The sequence below is a fragment of the Enterobacter sp. JJBC genome (genome assembly GCF_036936505.1).
In the GTDB taxonomy this organism is placed as follows: Bacteria; Pseudomonadota; Gammaproteobacteria; order Enterobacterales; family Enterobacteriaceae; genus Enterobacter; species Enterobacter hormaechei_C.
The window spans coordinates 1,956,128-1,976,001 of the sequence record NZ_CP136935.1 but is presented as its reverse complement, the minus strand read 5'-3'; the positions used below and the strand labels follow the sequence as shown (position 1 = coordinate 1,976,001).

Below are 19,874 nucleotides of genomic sequence, written 5' to 3'. Positions count from 1 at the left end.
TCCTGCCCTTATTTAAACTGTTTGAGGAAACGCAGATCGTTTTCGAAGAACGCACGTAAATCGGTTACGCCGTAGCGCAGCATGGTCAGACGCTCCATGCCCATACCGAACGCAAAGCCGGAATACACTTCTGGATCGATACCCACGTTGCGCAGCACGTTTGGATGCACCATGCCGCAGCCCAGCACTTCCAGCCATTTACCGTTTTTACCCATCACGTCAACTTCCGCAGACGGTTCGGTGAACGGGAAGTAGGACGGACGGAAGCGAACCTGCAAATCTTCCTCAAAAAAGTTGTTCAGGAAATCGTGCAGCGTGCCTTTCAGGTTGGTGAAGCTGATGTTTTTATCAACAATCAGACCTTCCATCTGGTGGAACATTGGGGTGTGGGTCTGATCGTAGTCGTTACGATAGACGCGGCCCGGCGCGATGATGCGGATAGGCGGTTCCTGTTCCTTCATGGTACGGATCTGAACGCCGGAAGTCTGGGTACGCAGCAGACGGGTAGCGTCAAACCAGAAAGTGTCGTGGTCAGCACGTGCCGGATGATGGCCAGGAATGTTGAGGGCATCGAAGTTGTGGTAATCATCTTCAATTTCCGGGCCAGTCGCCACGGTAAAGCCGAGCTCACCGAAGAAACTTTCAATACGATCGATAGTACGGGTAACCGGATGCAGACCGCCGTTTTCAATACGACGACCCGGCAGAGAAACGTCAATCGTTTCTGCCGCCAGACGCGCATTCAGTACTGCGCTTTCCAGCTCGGCTTTACGCGCGTTCAGCGCCTGCTGTACCTGCTCTTTGGCTTCGTTAATCACTGCACCGGCTGCCGGGCGCTCCTCTGCTGGCAGTTCACGCAGGGTAGTCATCTGAAGGGTCAAATGCCCTTTCTTGCCCAGATATTCGACGCGGACATTGTCTAACGCGGCAACATCTGAGGCCTGGTTAATGGCGGCCGTTGCACTGGCAACCAGCTCTGCGAGATGTGACATGGTTTTCCTCATTATGTCGGTGCAGACACCGAATTGTTGGACGTATTCTCTTAACTTCAGGCACAAAAAAAGCCTCCATCGGGAGGCTTATCTGGCGCTGTTTTTCGTTTCATCTTTCACGCGCTAGCCTCCTGAAGTCAGGTGCTAAAGTAAAAGAAGAAGCGGAAAATAGCAGCATTCATGCTTGCGTTACCTTGTAGGGTAAAAACCGTTAAGACCTTATTGAAAAGCCTGCACGGATAAATGTCAATCTTCTGATGGTGTTAAATGAAAAGAGGAGGCAAAGCCCCCTCTCTCAACTGGCTTATGCCAGTGCTGCTTTCGCTTTTTCGACCAGAGCGGTGAACGCTACTTTGTCGAATACTGCGATGTCAGCCAGGATCTTACGGTCGATTTCAACAGAGGCTTTTTTCAGGCCGTTGATGAATTTGCTGTAAGAAATACCGTTCTGACGTGCTGCTGCGTTGATACGCGCAATCCACAGTTGACGGAACTGACGCTTACGCTGACGACGGTCACGGTAAGCGTACTGACCTGCTTTGATAACAGCCTGGAAGGCAACGCGGTATACGCGTGAACGCGCACCGTAGTAGCCTTTAGCTTGTTTCAAAATTTTCTTGTGACGTGCACGTGCAATTACACCACGTTTTACGCGAGCCATGTGTGCTCTCCTGTATCTATTCTAAGTTAAAAAAGTTAAACGTTAACGACTTATGCGTACGGCAGGCACGCGATGACCAGGCCCAGATCGCCTTTAGAAACCATGGCTTTTGGACGCAGGTGACGTTTACGCTTGGTAGCTTTCTTAGTCAGAATGTGACGCAGGTTAGCGTGCTTGTGCTTAAAACCACCTTTACCGGTTTTTTTGAAGCGCTTAGCAGCACCGCGTACGGTCTTAATTTTTGGCATTTTAATAACTTCCACTTCGCATTGTTAAATAAACGAAACATAGGCGAACAAAACCTATGAAACCCGAAGGCTCCACAGATTTTGCTGCTTGAAGGCCTTACTGTTTCTTCTTAGGAGCGAGCACCATGATCATCTGGCGGCCTTCGATCTTCGTAGGGAAGGATTCGACTACTGCCAGTTCACTCAGATCGTCACGGACGCGGTTAAGCACTTCCATACCAATCTGTTGGTGGGCCATCTCACGACCGCGGAAACGCAGCGTGATCTTGGCCTTATCGCCATCTTCCAGAAAGCGAATCAGGCTGCGGAGTTTTACCTGATAATCGCCATCGTCGGTACCAGGACGGAATTTGATTTCCTTAACCTGGATAACTTTTTGCTTCTTCTTCTGTTCCTTAGAAGACTTACTCTTTTCATAAAGGAACTTGCCGTAGTCCATGATACGACAAACTGGCGGTTCGGCGTTAGGGCTGATTTCAACTAAATCTACTCCAGCTTCTTCAGCCTTTTCGATCGCTTCTCTCAGACTCACAATCCCCAGCTGCTCGCCTTCCAGACCTGTTAAGCGAACTTCCTGGGCGCGAATCTCGCCATTGATACGATTCGGACGTGCCGTTTGAACTCGTTTTCCGCCTTTAATACCTTATTCCTCCAGTTGTTGAAGACTGCGGCTGCGAATCTCTTGTTGCAGCTTCTCAATCACTTCACTTACGTCCAGGCTCCCCAGGTCTTTACCACGGCGGGTGCGAACGGCAACTTTGCCTGCTTCCACCTCTTTATCACCACAGACCAACATATACGGGACACGACGTAAAGTGTGCTCGCGGATTTTAAAGCCAATCTTCTCATTTCTCAAGTCTGCTTTTACGCGAATGCCCGCATTTTGTAGTTTCTGCGTCAATTCTTTAACGTAATCCGCCTGAGAATCGGTAATGTTCATCACCACGACCTGCACTGGCGCAAGCCAGGTTGGGAAGAAGCCTGCGAACTCTTCGGTCAGGATGCCGATGAAGCGCTCCAGTGAACCGAGAATCGCACGGTGAATCATAACCGGCACCTGACGCTCGTTGTCTTCGCCAACATAAGAGGCGCTTAAACGCTGCGGCAGGGAGAAGTCCAGCTGTACCGTTCCGCACTGCCATGCGCGATCGAGGCAGTCATACAGGGTAAATTCAATTTTCGGACCGTAGAATGCGCCCTCGCCCAGCTGGTATTCGAACGGAATACCGTTCTCTTCCAGCGCTACGGCGAGATCCGCCTCTGCGCGATCCCATGTCTCATCGCTGCCGATACGTTTTTCCGGACGCGTTGAGAGTTTGACCACGATCTTTTCGAAGCCAAAGGTGCTGTACATATCGTAGACCATACGAATACAGGCGTTAACTTCTTCACGGACCTGATCTTCAGTACAGAAGATATGCGCATCATCCTGAGTAAAGCCACGAACACGCATCAGACCGTGCAGCGCACCTGATGGCTCGTTACGGTGGCAGCTACCGAACTCCGCCATACGCAGCGGCAGATCGCGATAGGATTTCAGACCCTGGTTGAAGATCTGAACGTGGCCCGGGCAGTTCATTGGCTTGATGCAGTATTCACGGTTCTCAGACGAAGTGGTGAACATCGCATCTTTGTAGTTGTCCCAGTGGCCGGTTTTTTCCCACAGCACACGGTCCATCATGAACGGGCCCTTCACTTCCTGATACTGGTACTCTTTCAGCTTGGAGCGCACGAACGTTTCCAGTTCACGGAAGATAGTCCAGCCGTCGTTATGCCAGAACACCATCCCCGGCGCTTCTTCCTGCATATGATACAGGTCAAGCTGCTTACCGATTTTACGGTGGTCACGCTTAGCCGCCTCTTCCAGGCGTTGCAGGTATGCGTTCAGGGCTTTCTTATCGGCCCACGCGGTACCATAGATACGCTGCAACATCTTGTTGTTGCTATCGCCACGCCAGTAAGCGCCTGCGATTTTCATCAGTTTGAAGTGATGACAGAAGCGCATATTCGGCACGTGCGGACCACGGCACATGTCGACGTATTCCTGGTGATGGTACAAGCCTGGCTTGTCATCATGAGCGATGTTTTCATCAAGAATCGAGACTTTGTAGCTCTCGCCGCGCTTCACGAAGGTTTCACGCGCTTCGTGCCAGCTGACTTTCTTCTTAATGACGTCATAGTTGGTTTCGGCGAGCTCGTGCATACGTTTTTCGAGCGCGTCGATATCTTCCTGGGTCAGGGTGTGGTCAAGGTCAACGTCGTAGTAGAAACCGTTGTCGATAACCGGGCCGATCGCCATTTTGGTGTTTGGCCACAGCTGCTTGATAGCATGGCCTAACAGGTGCGCGCAGGAGTGACGAATGATCTCCAGACCTTCTTCGTCTTTCGCGGTGATGATCGCAAGCGTTGCATCGCTTTCAATCAGATCGGACGCGTCTACCAGCTCGCCGTTTACGCGGCCTGCAATGGTTGCTTTTGCAAGTCCAGGACCGATATCCAGGGCAACATCCATTGGGCTAACAGCGTGGTCGAAATGGCGTTGGCTGCCATCAGGAAGAGTAATTACAGGCATTTTATATCCTTATTTGCAGTGATGCCCCACACATAAGAGCATATACAAAGAAAATAATCGTGATTAAACAGTAGATTACGAAACCATCTGACCAACAATCGTCAAATTGGTTCGTCATCATTCACCGGCCGATTTCAGAATAATGCGGGTTTACGACAGGCGACGTAATGGTAACACTATTGACAGGGCGAATGCACCTTCCTGCGACCGTTTTGAACCGCACATCCTGTTGTCTGCATTAATGAACTTTTGTTGACGGGTGCTCGCAATCCGTAAGTGCTGAGCTATTCTTGATCTGGTCCTTAAACATCGAAGGGGTATCACATGAACGTATCGAGTAGAACCGTTGTGATATTAAATCTACTTTCCGCTGCTGGCCTGGTATTGATTCTGGCTGACAGATTCCATTGGTTTTAAGCCGAACCGGTGTTCCGGCATAACCTGTTCTCCCTTGTTGAGCGCTTTCTGGCGCAGACTTTGGTAGACTAAGGGTATCAACTGACAAGGATTAGGTTATGCCAACAAAAAAATTTGCCGTGAAGCACTGGAAAATGGTCGTGGTGTTAATTGCTATTTGCGGCGCGATGTTGCTGCTGCGCTGGGCCGCAATGATCTGGGGCTAATATTTTGTCTGCGAAAACGTGGCGTTAATTTACTGAATAAATTTTAACTATCTTTACGATAATTTAGGGTACAAAAACCGGTACGTCATAATCCGGTTTTCGACAGGCTGTAACAGCGTATATATTGCGTCACAGGCGGCAGTTGAAATATCAGGACCACTCACCCGCCACCAGCTTGTGTACATCAAATGCGTCATTCATTGACTGGCCGGTAGACTGAGAGCCGGGGGCAATGTTGGAGCCCGCTTCTACATCAGAGGCTTTAGCGATCCCGATTGGGTTGTTAACGTCACTGGCAGGTTGCGTCATATTATCAGCAGCAAATACGCCAAATGAAAGTGCGGAAAGCACCATCGCTGCTGTAGCGGTTTTGATTTTTTTCATAATTTTATTCTCATACTTATTTAATGCGTTTAATGCGATAGGCCTGAGGCGAGTTTTTCGCCTGTGCCGTAAGTGTAGATCTGGATCACATTTTTGCCTAGTCAAATTATTTATCAATTCGTGTCAAATAAACTGAATAAGCTCTGGCCAGCTAATTATGGAGAAATTATGAAGAAGAAACCAAATCCATTATTTATTTTAAAACGCCGTTTAATATAAATAAGCACAGTTTCAGAAAATAAAAAACGGGCCGGGATTATTCCCGGCCCGACGAAATTACATTTTATAACCTAAAGAAATCGTGGTTCGGCGATCGGTATGTTCCGGCGCAGAATCAGGTGGGGATGAGTTCCAGGTTACGTTGTACGCCACCTTGAGTCCAAAGTGTTCGTTGATGGCCACGTTCAACGCACTTTCAGAGTTCAGCGTTGTATCTTCAGCGCCAAACACCGACACACCCTGGGTGAATTTTGCGTTATCCGTCATCTGCCATGCGTAGGTGCCCGATGCATAACCCAGCGGCTGGGTTTCATCTTCGCCGTTGGTGTACTCGTCGTAACGGACACCCGGACCGAATTCAAAACGCAGGCTGTGCACCGGCCCATTGAGGAACTGACGACCATAACCCGCAGTTACGACATCACGCTGGCGATAGCCGTTGTAGCGGTCAGTCAGCCAACTCGCCTGCCCGAACAGGTAGTCATAATCGGTCATGTTGTATCGGCTACGTCCGCCTACCGCGTATTTCTCCGATGAGCGTTGATCGTTAGCAGAGGTGTTGCTGGCATTTCCCCACAGCGACCAGGCCGTGGTGTTGCCGTACCAGGTCAGGGTGCTGTCTGCGGTCAGGGAGGAGCTTTTCGTATTACCGGATTGCGCCAGATACCCGGCATTCACGTTACCTTCAAAGGGTTTTTTGGCAGTGGAGGGATCGTCCATGACAGTAAAAACGGTATCATCGGCGGTTGCATTCAGTGACGCAAATACGCCACCCGCCAGCATCAGTGCTGCGGGTACTGTCTTCAAAAGCTTCATTTTATTTAAGGAGTCCGTACAACATAAAAAGAGACCGTCACGGTCTCGGAAACTTTCTTGCGGATCAATGACAAGGCGACCATAGAAAGGTAACAAATTATAAAAAGCCGCAAATAACATAGCAATATTTTCTTCTTTCATTTTTTGAATAAGAACGATCCCAAAACGCGTTTTATTTTATATGCCCGGCGCAGCTTATTTGTCAGCATTCATTTTTAAAATCATACTGTTATTTACGTTGCCTTCCTGCCAAACGGTGCCAGGCTTAAAAGAACCCATGATAAAAGGAGGTCATGATGGCTTCGATTTATACGCTGACACTCTCCCCTTCCCTCGACTCCGCGACCATGACGCCGCAAATCTACCCGGAAGGTAAGCTGCGCTGTAGCGCGCCGGTGTTTGAGCCGGGCGGCGGCGGCATCAACGTGGCGCGCGCTATTACCCATCTCGGCGGAAAAGCCACCGCCATCTTCCCCGCTGGCGGCGCCACGGGAGAACATCTGGTGGCGTTGCTGGCAGATGAACAGGTGGCCGTAGACACCGTCGACGCTAAAGACTGGACCCGGCAGAACCTGCATGTCCATGTTGAATCCAGCGGCGAGCAATATCGCTTTGTGATGCCGGGGGCGAAATTGACCGATGATGAGTTTCGTCAACTGGAAGAGAAAGTGCTGACCATTGAAAGCGGCTCATTACTGGTGATCAGCGGTAGCCTGCCGCCGGGCGTCAAAACAGAGAAACTGCCGGCGCTGGTTCAGGCGGCGCTCCAGCGCGGCATCCGCTGCGTTGTCGATAGCTCGGGCGAAGCCCTGAAGGCGGCGTTAGAACCCGGACAACTTGAACTCGTTAAACCTAACCAGAAAGAGCTCAGTGCCCTGGTTAATCGAGAACTCAGCCAGCCTGATGACGTTCGTACTGCCGCAGAAGAGCTGGTACGTACGGGCAAAGCACATCGCGTTGTTGTTTCTCTCGGTCCTCAGGGGGCGCTGGCCGTCGATAAGACGGGCTTTGTGCAGGTTGTGCCACCGCCGATGAAAAGCCAGAGCACCGTGGGTGCCGGTGACAGTATGGTTGGCGCGATGGTGCTGAAGCTGGCGCAGGGGGCTTCGCTTCTGGAGATGGCTCGCTATGGCGTCGCGGCAGGGAGTGCAGCCACCATCAATCAGGGAACGCGTCTGTGTTCGCTTGCGGATACCCAGAAAATTGTCGATTACCTCGAGAGAAGCTGAACCTAATTCCCCTTCCCATGGAGGGGGAAGTCGCTAAACAGAGCTTATCGACTATGCTAAGAAAACTTTCAGGATAACAACGAGGTGAATTATGAGCAGTGGTGATATCACCCGCTACGTCGTAACCGTGAATATTCATGAGGCGTCGCTGACCGAACTGAATGAACTCAACAACGCGTTCACGCGCGCCAATTTTCTGCTTACGCTGACGGACGATGAGGGCAATATTCACGATCTCGGCTCACTGGCATTTGGCCTGATAAGCCCGCTGAGTCAGGAAGAGGTGAAGGCGCTGGCCAGTAGCCTGGTGGAAAGCGTGACTGACAAAGCCACGGAAATTGATGTGGATAGCTGGGAAAACTGGCATAAAAAAGAACAATAAGTGCCCTGTATAAAATTAAACCGCTCAGTTGTGCGTTAGTTCCTGTTTTTTTATAGCCGTTTTGCGCTAACTTTATGATCTGGCAGACAACATGGGAGAGACATCATGTGGCAGGCTATCAGTCATCTTTTAAGTGAGCAGCTGGGTGAAGGTGAAATTGAACTGCGTAACGAACTGCCAGGCGGAGAGATCCATGCCGCATGGCATTTACGTTACGCCGGGCGCGATCTTTTCGTTAAATGTGATGAGCGCGAATTGCTCCCCATTTTTACTGCCGAAGCCGATCAGCTTGAGCTGTTATCGCGCAGTAAAACAGTCACCGTTCCGCAGGTTTTAGCCGTCGGCAGCGATCGTGACTATAGCTTTCTGGTGATGAACTATCTTCCCGCGCGTCCTCTGGATGCGCACAACGCCTTTATTCTCGGGCAACAGATCGCCCGTTTGCACCAGTGGAGCGATCAACCTCAGTTTGGGCTCGATTTCGATAACGACCTCTCCACCACCCCACAGCCAAACGCATGGCAGCGCCGCTGGTCGACTTTTTTCGCCGAACAGCGCATCGGCTGGCAGCTGGAGCTGGCCGCTGAAAAGGGATTAGCGTTCGGCAACATCGACGCGATTGTTGAACATATTCAGCAGCGTCTGGCTTCGCATCAGCCTCAGGCTTCCCTTCTGCACGGTGATTTATGGTCAAACAACTGCGCGCTTGGGCCTGATGGTCCCTATATATATGACCCGGCCTGCTACTGGGGCGACAGAGAGTGTGACCTCGCGATGCTGCCGTTGCACCCTGAACAGCCGCCGCAAATTTATGATGGCTATCAGTCTGTCTCGCCGTTACCTGCGGGTTTCCTTGATCGTCAGCCGGTTTATCAGCTGTACACCTTGCTAAACCGGGCTATTTTGTTTGGCGGGAGTCATCTGGTAAATGCCCAGCGGGCGCTGGACCGTATTCTGGCGGCATAGCGGGAAGGGGCGGCATCACGCCCCTTCCCTTAGGATTTACAGGAAGCCAAGCAGCGTAAAGAAGAAATACCCGGCCACAATGATGATGACCGGCAGGATGTAGAGCGGGAAAAACTGCACAAAAATGGTATGACGCGGAACGACAATGCGCGATTCGATCTGCTCACGGCTCATCCCGTCAGGGCCTTTCGCCTTCTCAAGTATCAGCTGATCTTCCACCCCTTCGCGTAAAAAGCGGGTCTGGCGACTCATGCGCGCGCCGGAGGCCTGCAACGCCATCGCGATAAATATCAACGCATAGATTATCCAGAAACCGACATTCAGCTGGTGGTGAAAATCCGGCGTGGGCGAGTTGAACCAGAAGACGTTCAGGAACGGGGTGTTAAACCGCATCATCTCAATCATGACGTGGGCAAAATCAAGCATAACGGCATTGATGCCCGGCTGTTTTTCGCTGTGATCGTACATAAATTTGAGTACGGAGATCAGCGTTGAAATCAGGGCGGGAATAAAAATAACCCAACCAGCAACACGTTTTAAGACCGCGATGCGTCCAGCTTGTTGATACGTCATTAGTTCCTCTTCATAAAGACGCGTTATTTGTGCCTAAGTCTACCTGCTGTCGGTCAATTTCGCCCGCTCTTTGCATGCAATATGCTAAATTGCTTGTGCTTAGCACCGTTCGTCTTACCCCAAGATAAGGAGATGTTGTAATGTCGACACCGCGCCAGATACTTGCCGCTATTTTTGACATGGATGGATTGCTGATTGATTCCGAACCCCTGTGGGATCGGGCTGAACTGGACGTGATGGCCAGCCTCGGCGTCGATATCAGTCGTCGTAACGAGCTTCCCGATACCCTGGGGCTGCGCATCGATATGGTGGTTGACCTTTGGTATGCCCACCAGCCATGGGTTGGCCCGGATCGCGACGAAGTTACGGCGCGCATTATCAACCGCGCCATCTCCCTCGTAGAAGAGTATAAGCCTCTGTTACCGGGCGTACGCGACGCTATCGCCCTGTGCAAGGCGCAAGGGCTGAAAGTGGGGCTGGCCTCCGCCTCACCGCTGCATATGCTGGAAAAAGTGCTGACGATGTTCGGGCTGCGCGACAGCTTCGACGCGCTGGCCTCGGCCGAAAAGCTTCCGTACAGCAAGCCACATCCGCAGGTGTATATGGACTGCGCCGCGAAACTGGGGCTGGATCCGCTTACCTGTGTGGCGCTGGAAGATTCGGTTAACGGCATGGTGGCGTCCAAAGCCGCACGTATGCGCTCCATCGTTGTGCCGGCTGAAGAAGGCCGACACGATCCCCGTTTTGCCCTGGCGGATGTCAGGCTGACGTCTCTTGAAGAATTGACTGCCCGCCATCTGCGTGGGGAGTAACGCTCTTTCAGGCAGCTTCGGCTGCCTGCCCGAAAAATCAAAACAACGTTTTACTTTATTTGCTTTTCTCATTCCAGACTCCTATTCTTACGTGCAGAATGACAATAACCTGACTTCTGAGGCGCGTATGATACTGGATGCTTTTACTCTGGCAGGAAAAGTGGCGATGGTGACCGGGTGCGATACCGGTCTGGGGCAAGGCATGGCCATTGCCCTCGCCGAAGCAGGATGCGATATCGTGGGGGTTAACCGCAAGGTTCCTGACGAAACGGCAGCGCGCGTTACGGCGCTGGGACGACGCTTTATCGCGATTCGCGCCGATCTTGGCAAGCAGGAGAGTATTCAGAGCGTGGTGGATACCGCAGTCGCTGAGATGGGCCGCATCGATATTCTGGTTAACAATGCCGGCACCATCCGCCGTGCCGATGCGCTGGAATTTAGTGAGAAGGACTGGGACGAGGTCATCGATCTCAATCTGAAATCAGTCTTTTTCCTCTCTCAGGCAGTGGCGAAACAGTTTATCGCGCAGGGTCAGGGCGGCAAGATCATTAACATTGCTTCCATGCTCTCCTTCCAGGGCGGCATCCGGGTGCCCTCCTATACGGCGTCCAAAAGCGGCGTGCTGGGCCTCACCCGCCTGCTGGCGAACGAATGGGCGCCGCTAGGTATTAACGTGAACGCTATCGCGCCAGGTTATATGGCGACCAATAACACCCGGCAGCTTCGCGATGATGAGCAGCGCAGCCAGGCGATCCTCGACCGGATTCCGGCGGGCCGCTGGGGTCTCCCGGAGGATTTACAGGGTCCGGTGGTGTTTCTGGCTTCAAGAGCATCTGATTACGTTAACGGTCATACTCTCGCCGTAGACGGTGGCTGGCTGGCGCGCTAACCGCGCGTTTGTGACAAAGAGTTACACCGTCACCTCTTTCACACACTGTATAAAAACCCTATACTGTATGAATCGACAGTTTACCGGGTTTTATCATGACGGCGGAAGGCCACCTGCTTTTTTCACTTGCCTGTGCAGTGTTTGCCAAAAACGCTGAACTGACCCCTGTGCTGGCACAGGGGGACTGGTGGCATATTGTCCCTTCCGCCGTACTTACCTGCCTGCTGCCGGACATAGATCATCCAAAGTCATTCCTTGGCCAGCGGCTAAAGTGGATTTCAAAGCCCATCGCCAGAGCCTTTGGTCATCGCGGGTTTACCCACAGCCTGCTGGCCGTATTTGGCCTGCTTACACTCTTCTATTTAAAGGTTCCGGAGAGCTGGATCGTCCCGGCGGATGCCATTCAGGGCATGGTGCTTGGCTACTTAAGCCATATCCTCGCCGATATGCTGACGCCAGCGGGCGTACCGCTGCTCTGGCCCTGCCGCTGGCGTTTCCGCCTGCCAATCCTCGTGCCGCAAAAAGGCAACCAGCTGGAGCGCGTTCTGTGCATGGCGCTGTTTGCGTATGCCGTCTGGATGCCGCAGACATTGCCCGAAAATGGTGCAGTGCGCTGGTCATCGCAGATGATCAACTCGCTGCAATTTCAGTTCAATCGTTTTATTAATCACCAGATTGAACATTAAACCGACAATATAATCACTTTTGTCATAAACCATTCCATATGGATATAAGCGTGACATCACACTTCTGATAACCTTGCGCCAACAGGTTCGGTAAAAACCGACCGTATAATAAATCAGGAGAACGGGGATGAATTTTCCACTCATCGCGAACATTGTTGTGTTCGTCGTATTGCTATTGCTTCTCGCCCAGGCTCGCCACAAACAGTGGAGCCTGGCGAAAAAGGTACTGGTCGGTCTGGTCATGGGTGTGGTGTTTGGCCTGGCCTTACACGCTATTTACGGCTCCGACAGCCCGGTACTGAAAGACTCCATTCAGTGGTTCAACATTGTCGGTAACGGCTATGTACAGCTGCTGCAAATGATCGTTATGCCGCTGGTATTCGCCTCTATTCTGAGCGCCGTAGCCCGCCTGCACAATGCCTCTCAACTGGGTAAAATCAGCTTCCTGACCATTGGTACCCTGCTCTTCACCACGCTGATTGCAGCGCTGGTGGGTGTACTGGTAACCAATCTGTTTGGCCTGACTGCTGAAGGTCTGGTGCAGGGTAGCGCTGAAACCGCGCGTCTGACGGCGATTGAGACCAACTACGTGGGTAAAGTGGCCGATCTGACCGTTCCGCAGATGGTGCTCTCCTTCATTCCTAAGAACCCGTTTGCTGATCTGACCGGCGCAAGCCCAACCTCCATTATCAGCGTGGTGATCTTCGCGGCATTCCTGGGCGTGGCTGCGCTGAAGCTGCTGAAGGACGATGCGCCGAAAGGCGAGCGCGTTCTGACGGCCATCGATACCCTGCAAAGCTGGGTGATGAAGCTGGTGCGTCTGGTCATGCAGCTGACGCCGTACGGTGTCCTGGCGCTGATGACCAAAGTCGTTGCAGGTTCTAACCTGCAAGACATCATTAAGCTTGGCAGCTTTGTGATTGCCTCGTACCTCGGTCTGGGCATCATGTTTGTTGTGCACGGCATTCTGCTGGCGGTGAACGGCGTTGGCCCGCTGAAATACTTCCGTAAAGTCTGGCCGGTGCTGACCTTCGCTTTTACCAGCCGTTCCAGCGCGGCATCTATCCCGCTGAACGTCGAAGCACAGACCCGTCGTCTGGGCGTACCGGAGTCTATCGCCAGCTTCTCGGCCTCCTTTGGCGCCACCATCGGGCAGAACGGCTGTGCGGGTCTCTACCCGGCGATGCTGGCCGTAATGGTTGCCCCAACAGTGGGGATTAATCCGCTGGATCCGGTCTGGATTGCGACGCTGGTCGGTATCGTGACCATTAGCTCCGCCGGTGTTGCGGGCGTGGGCGGCGGCGCGACCTTCGCTGCGCTGATCGTTCTGCCTGCGCTTGGACTGCCGGTGACGCTGGTTGCCCTGCTGATCTCTGTTGAACCGCTGATCGACATGGGTCGTACCGCCCTGAACGTGAGTGGCTCAATGACCGCCGGTACCCTGACCAGCCAGTGGCTGAAGCAGACCGACAAAACAATTCTCGACAGTGAAGATGATGCCGAACTGGCCCATCGTTAATCACGGCCGAAATAAAAAAACCGCCTGAGGGCGGTTTTTTTATGGCTGTTATTCTTCAACCTCTTCATCCTGGCGGGTCTGCATAGCCCATCGCTGCGCCGATTCTGGCACCGTAAACGCAGGGGAGCGACGGAAGTGCTCGCCAATCAGCACGAAGGCAACGTATTTACCCCGTAACATCCAGACATCGCGAAAACCATCCACTTTCAGGGCATGGTCAGGCGGCGCGGGTTCAACGCGGGGCACATAGCTAATAACCTGGCGGTTTTGTTGACGAAGAGGTTTCATAAGCGACGGGTTCACTAAAGCAAATTCTTAAAGCAGGAAATTTCTATCATAGCCGATTCTCCCCCCACCCGTCGCGCCTGACATGTGGCAGATGGCTCCTTTCGCTAATCACTTCCTCTGAAAACGCTTAGTTCGCCTGCTAATTCATCACATTGTTCTATCCTTAATAGGGTTTTCAGGAACGAACAAAGGAGAATCGTGCAATGTCGAACAATGATAAACCCCATCAATCCCCTATTCATGGCACCGAAGAATCTCAACCGGGAATGGACTCACTCGCCCCTGCGGATGGCTCTCATAAACCGTCGCCGGGCCTCTCCGCGCCGGGCGAGCAACCTACTGCACCGGGAAGCATGAAGTCACCCGATGCGGACAACGAAAAGTTAAAATCTCTCGACCCGCACCGCAAAGGGGGTGAAGGCTATGCGCTGACCACCAATCAGGGCGTGCGCATCGCCGATGATCAGAACTCCTTGCGCGCCGGAACGCGCGGCCCGACGCTGCTGGAAGATTTCATCCTGCGGGAAAAAATCACCCATTTCGACCATGAGCGTATTCCTGAACGTATCGTTCACGCTCGCGGCTCTGCGGCGCACGGCTATTTCCAGCCGTACAAGAGCCTGAAGGAGATCACGAAGGCGGATTTCCTTTCCGATCCGAACAAAATTACACCGGTATTTGTGCGCTTCTCTACCGTACAGGGCGGCGCGGGTTCGGCCGACACGGTGCGTGATATTCGCGGCTTCGCCACCAAATTCTATACCGAAGAGGGCATTTTCGACCTCGTCGGGAATAACACCCCGGTTTTCTTCATTCAGGATGCGCATAAATTCCCTGACTTTGTCCATGCGGTAAAACCAGAGCCACACTGGGCCATACCGCAGGGACAAAGTGCGCATGACACCTTCTGGGACTACGTCTCCCTGCAACCGGAAACCCTTCACAACGTGATGTGGCGATGTCTGACCGGGGGATCCCACGCAGCTATCGCACCATGGAAGGCTTTGGTATTCATACCTTCCGTCTGATTAACGCTGAAGGTAAAGCGACGTTTGTGCGTTTCCACTGGAAACCGGTCGCGGGGAAAGCGTCCCTGGTGTGGGATGAAGCACAGAAGCTGACCGGGCGCGATCCGGACTTCCACCGTCGCGAACTGTGGGAATCCATTGAAGCCGGTGATTTCCCGGAATACGAGCTGGGGTTACAGCTGATCCCGGAAGAGGACGAATTCAAATTCGACTTCGACCTGCTCGACCCGACCAAGCTTATTCCCGAAGAGCTGGTGCCGGTTCAGCTGGTGGGCAAAATGGTGCTTAATCGCAACCCGGATAACTTCTTCGCGGAGAATGAGCAGGCTGCGTTCCACCCGGGCCATATTGTGCCGGGGCTGGATTTCACCAACGATCCGCTGCTCCAGGGCCGTCTGTTCTCTTATACCGATACGCAGATCAGCCGTCTCGGCGGACCGAACTTCCACGAAATTCCTATCAACCGTCCGACCTGCCCGTACCATAACTTCCAGCGTGACGGGATGCATCGCCAGGATATCGATACCAACCCGGCGAACTACGAGCCAAACTCCATTAACGATAACTGGCCGCGTGAAACCCCGCCGGGGCCAAAACGTGGCGGATTCGAGTCGTATCAGGAGCGCGTGGACGGAACAAAAATTCGCGAGCGCAGCCCGTCATTCGGCGAATATTACGCTCAGCCTCGCCTGTTCTGGAACAGCCAGACCCCGATTGAACAGCAGCACATTATCGGCGGTTTCAGCTTTGAGCTGAGCAAAGTGGTGCGTACCTACATTCGCGAGCGCGTGGTCGACCATCTGGCGCATATTGATATCCAGCTTGCTCAGGGCGTGGCGAATAATCTCGGCATCACGCTCACCGATGAGCAATGCCATGCCGCACCGCCAAAAGACGTGAACGGGCTGAAGAAGGATCCGTCCCTGAGCCTGTACGCGGTACCTGGCGGGTCAATTAAAGGCCGCGTAGTGGCTATTCTGCTGAACGATAAACCGCGCGCCAGCGACGTACTGGGGATCATGCGGGCGCTCAAAACCCAGGGCGTACATGCCAAACTGCTTTACTCTCGCATGGGTGAAGTGACGGCCGATGATGGCTCCGTCCTGCCGATTGCCGCGACCTTCGCCGGAGCACCGTCGCTGACGGTTGATGCGGTGATTATGCCGTGCGGCGACGTTGAGAGCCTGCTCGGTAACGGTGATGCCGCCTATTATCTGCTGGAAGCCTATAAGCACCTGAAGCCAATCGCTCTGGCAGGCGATGCGCGGAAGTTTAAAACTCTGCTGAAGGTACCGGATCAAGGGGAAGAAGGCATTGTCGAAGGTGATAACGTCGATGATGCGTTTATGACCCGGTTGTTTGACCTGCTCGCCGCGCACCGCGTGTGGTCGCGCAGCAGTAAGATTGACCAGATACCGGCGTAAAAAACCTGAAGCCCTCACCCCGGCCCTCTCCCCTGGGAGAGGGAGAAAACAATAAAAACGGTAACCAAAAGGTTACCGTTTTGCTTTTACCTCGCCACCGGGCTTTGCCTCAAAGATCCCTGAACGTCCCCAGACGATACCCACGCTCGGCAATCGCATACTTTAACGACGCCGATGTCAGCACATCCAGTTCTGCCAGACGCGGCCAGCAGTAGGCGCTCTTACGTACTATCTCATCGACAAACGCCGGGTGCGCCATTACCTCAAGCGAGCGCTCCCCTTTTGCGGCGGAGTCATCCAGCACCTTCAGGAACAGCGCTTCATCGATCTCGTCGCCATAAAATGCGCTGCTGAACCCCTCCGTTGACGTCACCGCGACGTCCGGCAACCCGCGCACCTCACGATCCACGCGCATCGCCACGCCTTTACGTTGCGCAAACTCTGCCACAAGCGGGAAAATCGCCGGGATCATATGCACATGATGATGGCTGTCAATATGGGTAGGTTCGCGGCCAAACACATCCACAAAGCGGTTAAACTGGCACTCCAGCTCGCGGGCAATCTCATCGAGCGGCAGAGCGTCCTGCTCCGCCATTTCCCAAATCCATTTCCCCAGTTTTCCCTCGCGCGTCAGACCCGGCATCGGTGAAAGGGGCAACCCAAGCGTCAGCACAAAATGCATGCCCACGCCCAGCTCGGGCAGCTCACGGCTTAACTGCGCCGCATGTTCCACCGCCTCACCGTTGATGAGCGCTGTTGTAGAGGTCACGACGCCCCGGCGACAGGCTTCAATAATGCCGTAGTTCTGCCCTTTTGACAGGCCAAAATCATCGGCATTGACGATCAGCAGGTTTTCCATCGCGCCTCCTCTTAACGGTGTGTGAGTTTCAGTTTCTCAACCGTTGCAGCAAAGTTTGGTAGCCATTTTTCATGCGCCAGGATCATCTCACTCGCGAGTTTTTCAGCGTCACGGTCAGAATGCACCAGCGGGCTGAGATTCAGCGCCAGCAGCACGTCATTCAGTTCGCCGCTCAGGGCAGCATTGCTCGCCGCCACTTCAAAGCCTTTGATGGTGTGAATCAGCCCCATCACCTTATCGTCGAAGTGGGTAATGCGGGGATGCGGTTTTGCACCCTCGCGTCCAAGGATGCAGGTCATCTCAACGGCCCAGTCTGCCGGGATATTGTCGATGTGCCCGTGATGGGGAACGTTCACATAGTGCTCGGCCTGCTTGTCATTGTAAATGGCGTTAATCACTTCACACGCCGCATCCGAATAGTATGCCCCGCCGCGCTGCTCCAGCTCTTTCGGTTTGACGTTCAGGTTCGGATCTTTATACAAATCAAACAGCTGCTTCTCTACTTTCTGCACAACCTGAGCGCGTGCGCCACCTTTGTAGTATTCGCCCATTTCAATGGCCAGCATCTCTTTCTGCTTGAAGTAGTAAAGCAGATACGAGCACGGCAGCAGATTCAGGGAGCGGATCAGCCCTTCGCTGAACGGCAGATCGAAGATGTTTTTCACCGAGGCCGCAGTCAGGCGACCAGAGGCGACGCCGTCGAGCAGTTCCGCAAAGCGCGATTGCCCGTTCACAATCACATCTTTGATAAAGACCATGTGATTCAGGCCGAACAGGTCAATGGACAGATCATCGTGCTCGGTCAGTTCCAGTACATCGCGGATGAACATCTTCATGCCAATCGGAATATTGCAGACGCCGATAAAGCGTTTGAAACCGGTATGGCGATAGACTGCCTCGGTGACCATCCCGGCCGGGTTGGTAAAGTTGATCACCCAGGCGTTCGGGCAGATCTCCTCCACGTCTTTAATGATGTCAAAAATGACCGGAATAGTACGCAGGCCTTTAAACAGGCCACCTGCCCCGTTGGTTTCCTGGCCCAGATAACCATGGCTCAGCGGAATGCGCTCGTCCAGCTCACGCGCCTTCAGCTGGCCGACGCGCAGCTGCGTGGTCACGAAGTCAGCATCTTTCAGTGCCAGGCGACGATCCAGCGTTTTATGCACGGTTAAGGGCACGCCCGCTTTTTCAACCATGCGTTTGCACAGTTCAAAAATAATATTCAGCTTCTCCTGACCTTCTTCAACATCCACCAGCCATAATTCGCTGACCGGTAATTCATGATACCGTTTCAGGAAACCTTCAAGTAATTCCGGAGTATAGCTGCTGCCGCCACCAATGGTTACGACTTTTAATTTCTGTTGCATAATATCTCCCTTAGCGTATCAGGTTAATCGCCTGCAAGGTATAGCGTGCTCTTCCCGCTATTTGGGCAAGCCATTACGTCACTGTTCCTGGCGGATAAACCGCCGAAAGTTAATTAATTACCGTTAAATTTTTGCGGTAACTGTTCGGTGTGAATGAAGTCAATTTTTTAAAGGTTTTAATAAACAGACTGGGACTGCTGTAACCCGATTCGTAAGCGATATCGGTGACAGAGTAATTAGTAATTTCCAGCTGTTTTTTGGCAAAGTTAATGCGGATTTCATTAATAATTTGCACAGGCGTTTTACGGTAATAACGCTGCGTGGCGCGCGTCAAATATTCCTGCGATTTACCCGACAGCGCCACCATATTCTCCAGGGCGTTATCGCTGAACTGTCCTTTGTCGTGCATCAGCTCCACGGTACTACGCAGCCACTGAGGAATATCATCCACCACCTGCTGTTCTTCACGGTGATGGCGGAGGCGATTCATGACGTAGAACGTCACGGTTTCAATAAATTCATCAAATTCATTGTCGCGGAAATTCAGCGAGGCGATAACCGTTTCAATCCAGGTCATAAACTCATTTTTAACGCGATACACCTGTGACGCCACAAAGCAGAACGGCACCAGCGGCAGATAATGCTTCTCGAAGAAACGCCTGCTCACGCCTACGTTCAGAATGCGCGTCGCACCAAACTCATAAAAGCTCTGGTGATAAGATCCCATCGGCAGGAAGACGAAATCGCCACGCTCAAGCAGGACGCGCTTACCGTTGATCTCCTGATAGTAGCGGCCGGTCAGAACAATCGTGAACTCGTAGTAGTCATGCTGGTGCAGACCGCTGGCGCTCTCCGTTTTGTTGTAAATCACCACGTGAAAATTCTTGCCATTAAACAGCTGCTGCTCATGTGCGGTTTTGATTTCCATCGTGCTGACCTCCTGCTACTTCATCCTGACTTATTGCATCTTCTCGTGAAGCTCGATGAGCTCCGCTACCAGCTCGCGTGCCAGCATGGAGGTCATCAGATGATCCTGCGCATGTACCAGCACCAGACTCACTTTCATCTTCCCTTCGCCCTGGTCGCTTTCGATAAGCTTCGTCTGCACCAGATGCGCTTCGTTTAACGCCGTACGGGACTGCTCCATCATGGTTTTCGCGGCAACGAAGTCGCCCTGCTTAGCCTGCTTAAGCGCCGCATACGCCAGGCTGCGTGCCTGCCCGGAGTTGATGATGAGGCCCATCACCACCTCTTCCAGATCGTTCTCTGCGGTTTCTTCGGCAACGATACTCTCTAAATCTAACATTTTTTAAGCTCCTTTCCGCTGGCGCGGGTTG

General features: G+C 52.8%; 23 protein-coding genes, 1 pseudogene and 1 other annotated feature. Of the genes and pseudogenes, 10 read left to right on the top strand and 14 right to left on the bottom strand.

What is annotated here, in order from left to right:
• Positions 1 to 8: 8 nt before the first annotated feature.
• From pheS to thrS, 6 genes are all read right to left on the bottom strand, one after another.
• Positions 9 to 992: a phenylalanine--tRNA ligase subunit alpha gene (gene pheS, locus RY075_RS09535; protein ID WP_003857809.1), complete on the bottom strand. Its 984-nt coding sequence runs from the start codon at positions 990 to 992 to the stop codon at positions 9 to 11.
• Between the two features lie 62 nt (positions 993 to 1,054).
• Positions 1,055 to 1,179: a sequence feature (Phe leader region), on the bottom strand.
• Positions 1,130 to 1,174 (bottom strand): pheST operon leader peptide PheM, encoded by a 45-nt coding sequence (gene pheM / locus RY075_RS09530; protein WP_001386830.1) that lies wholly within the window; start codon positions 1,172 to 1,174, stop codon positions 1,130 to 1,132. (Overlaps the previous feature by 45 nt.)
• 117 nt (positions 1,180 to 1,296) lie before the next feature.
• Positions 1,297 to 1,653, bottom strand: coding sequence for a 50S ribosomal protein L20 (gene rplT, locus RY075_RS09525; protein WP_000124850.1), 357 nt, complete (start codon positions 1,651 to 1,653; stop codon positions 1,297 to 1,299).
• Between the two features lie 50 nt (positions 1,654 to 1,703).
• Positions 1,704 to 1,901, bottom strand: a complete 198-nt coding sequence (gene rpmI / locus RY075_RS09520; RefSeq protein ID WP_001124225.1) for a 50S ribosomal protein L35 — start codon at positions 1,899 to 1,901, stop codon at positions 1,704 to 1,706.
• A 97-nt stretch (positions 1,902 to 1,998) separates the two neighbouring features.
• The gene (gene infC, locus RY075_RS09515) at positions 1,999 to 2,541 is read right to left on the bottom strand and encodes a translation initiation factor IF-3 (protein ID WP_023616141.1); all 543 of its coding nucleotides are present in this window, start codon (positions 2,539 to 2,541) and stop codon (positions 1,999 to 2,001) included.
• A 3-nt stretch (positions 2,542 to 2,544) separates the two neighbouring features.
• Positions 2,545 to 4,473, bottom strand: coding sequence for a threonine--tRNA ligase (gene thrS / locus RY075_RS09510; RefSeq protein ID WP_003857814.1), 1,929 nt, complete (start codon positions 4,471 to 4,473; stop codon positions 2,545 to 2,547).
• A gap of 324 nt (positions 4,474 to 4,797) precedes the next feature.
• On the opposite strand from thrS, the gene yncL reads away from it, so the two are divergent.
• Both yncL and yniD read left to right on the top strand, forming a co-directional pair.
• Positions 4,798 to 4,890 carry a stress response membrane protein YncL gene (gene yncL, locus RY075_RS09505; protein ID WP_071785204.1) on the top strand — a complete coding sequence of 31 codons (93 nt, stop codon included), beginning with the start codon at positions 4,798 to 4,800 and terminating at the stop codon, positions 4,888 to 4,890.
• 98 nt (positions 4,891 to 4,988) lie between these two features.
• Positions 4,989 to 5,096 (top strand): small membrane protein YniD, encoded by a 108-nt coding sequence (yniD, locus tag RY075_RS09500; protein WP_023324498.1) that lies wholly within the window; start codon positions 4,989 to 4,991, stop codon positions 5,094 to 5,096.
• Between the two features lie 150 nt (positions 5,097 to 5,246).
• Here yniD and RY075_RS09495 read toward each other — a convergent pair whose 3' ends face one another.
• Both RY075_RS09495 and RY075_RS09490 read right to left on the bottom strand, forming a co-directional pair.
• On the bottom strand, positions 5,247 to 5,480 hold the full coding sequence (locus tag RY075_RS09495) for a hypothetical protein (RefSeq protein ID WP_023324497.1): 234 nt from the start codon (positions 5,478 to 5,480) through the stop codon (positions 5,247 to 5,249).
• A gap of 276 nt (positions 5,481 to 5,756) precedes the next feature.
• The gene (locus tag RY075_RS09490; RefSeq protein WP_026080717.1) at positions 5,757 to 6,515 is read right to left on the bottom strand and encodes a YdiY family protein; all 759 of its coding nucleotides are present in this window, start codon (positions 6,513 to 6,515) and stop codon (positions 5,757 to 5,759) included.
• Positions 6,516 to 6,811: 296 nt separating this feature from the next.
• Here RY075_RS09490 and pfkB point away from each other — a divergent pair, with 296 nt between their 5' ends.
• The 3 genes from pfkB to RY075_RS09475 all read left to right on the top strand — a co-directional run bounded on the left by pfkB (position 6,812) and on the right by RY075_RS09475 (position 9,092).
• On the top strand, positions 6,812 to 7,744 hold the full coding sequence (gene pfkB / locus RY075_RS09485) for a 6-phosphofructokinase II (RefSeq protein WP_232967719.1): 933 nt from the start codon (positions 6,812 to 6,814) through the stop codon (positions 7,742 to 7,744).
• Between the two features lie 91 nt (positions 7,745 to 7,835).
• Positions 7,836 to 8,126, top strand: coding sequence for a type V toxin-antitoxin system endoribonuclease antitoxin GhoS (gene ghoS, locus RY075_RS09480; protein ID WP_003857822.1), 291 nt, complete (start codon positions 7,836 to 7,838; stop codon positions 8,124 to 8,126).
• Positions 8,127 to 8,231: 105 nt separating this feature from the next.
• Positions 8,232 to 9,092, top strand: a complete 861-nt coding sequence (locus RY075_RS09475; RefSeq protein ID WP_022650899.1) for a fructosamine kinase family protein — start codon at positions 8,232 to 8,234, stop codon at positions 9,090 to 9,092.
• Positions 9,093 to 9,128: 36 nt separating this feature from the next.
• Here the strand turns inward: RY075_RS09475 and RY075_RS09470 are convergent, their stop codons facing one another.
• Positions 9,129 to 9,665: a YniB family protein gene (locus RY075_RS09470; protein ID WP_003857823.1), complete on the bottom strand. Its 537-nt coding sequence runs from the start codon at positions 9,663 to 9,665 to the stop codon at positions 9,129 to 9,131.
• Between the two features lie 140 nt (positions 9,666 to 9,805).
• On the opposite strand from RY075_RS09470, the gene hxpB reads away from it, so the two are divergent.
• From hxpB to tcyP, 4 genes are all read left to right on the top strand, one after another.
• Entirely contained in the window at positions 9,806 to 10,477 is a 672-nt protein-coding gene (hxpB, locus tag RY075_RS09465) for a hexitol phosphatase HxpB (protein WP_003857825.1), read from the top strand.
• A gap of 127 nt (positions 10,478 to 10,604) precedes the next feature.
• On the top strand, positions 10,605 to 11,366 hold the full coding sequence (kduD, locus tag RY075_RS09460; RefSeq protein ID WP_003857827.1) for a 2-dehydro-3-deoxy-D-gluconate 5-dehydrogenase KduD: 762 nt from the start codon (positions 10,605 to 10,607) through the stop codon (positions 11,364 to 11,366).
• A 95-nt stretch (positions 11,367 to 11,461) separates the two neighbouring features.
• Entirely contained in the window at positions 11,462 to 12,052 is a 591-nt protein-coding gene (locus tag RY075_RS09455; protein ID WP_015570742.1) for a metal-dependent hydrolase, read from the top strand.
• A gap of 127 nt (positions 12,053 to 12,179) precedes the next feature.
• A complete protein-coding gene (gene tcyP, locus RY075_RS09450) occupies positions 12,180 to 13,571 on the top strand; it encodes a cystine/sulfocysteine:cation symporter (protein ID WP_022647826.1) in 1,392 nt (463 codons plus the stop codon).
• A 48-nt stretch (positions 13,572 to 13,619) separates the two neighbouring features.
• Here the strand turns inward: tcyP and cedA are convergent, their stop codons facing one another.
• Entirely contained in the window at positions 13,620 to 13,859 is a 240-nt protein-coding gene (gene cedA / locus RY075_RS09445; RefSeq protein ID WP_022647825.1) for a cell division activator CedA, read from the bottom strand.
• A gap of 203 nt (positions 13,860 to 14,062) precedes the next feature.
• Here cedA and katE point away from each other — a divergent pair.
• Positions 14,063 to 16,311: pseudogene (gene katE / locus RY075_RS09440) on the top strand (catalase HPII).
• A 109-nt stretch (positions 16,312 to 16,420) separates the two neighbouring features.
• Here the strand turns inward: katE and chbG are convergent.
• The 4 genes from chbG to chbA form a co-directional block, all read right to left on the bottom strand.
• Positions 16,421 to 17,170: a chitin disaccharide deacetylase gene (gene chbG, locus RY075_RS09435; protein WP_022650895.1), complete on the bottom strand. Its 750-nt coding sequence runs from the start codon at positions 17,168 to 17,170 to the stop codon at positions 16,421 to 16,423.
• 11 nt (positions 17,171 to 17,181) lie between these two features.
• Entirely contained in the window at positions 17,182 to 18,537 is a 1,356-nt protein-coding gene (locus RY075_RS09430) for a 6-phospho-beta-glucosidase (RefSeq protein WP_022650894.1), read from the bottom strand.
• A gap of 109 nt (positions 18,538 to 18,646) precedes the next feature.
• Positions 18,647 to 19,465 (bottom strand): transcriptional regulator ChbR, encoded by an 819-nt coding sequence (gene chbR / locus RY075_RS09425; protein WP_017384663.1) that lies wholly within the window; start codon positions 19,463 to 19,465, stop codon positions 18,647 to 18,649.
• Between the two features lie 30 nt (positions 19,466 to 19,495).
• Positions 19,496 to 19,843, bottom strand: coding sequence for a PTS N,N'-diacetylchitobiose transporter subunit IIA (gene chbA / locus RY075_RS09420; RefSeq protein WP_003857835.1), 348 nt, complete (start codon positions 19,841 to 19,843; stop codon positions 19,496 to 19,498).
• Positions 19,844 to 19,874 lie beyond the last annotated feature (31 nt).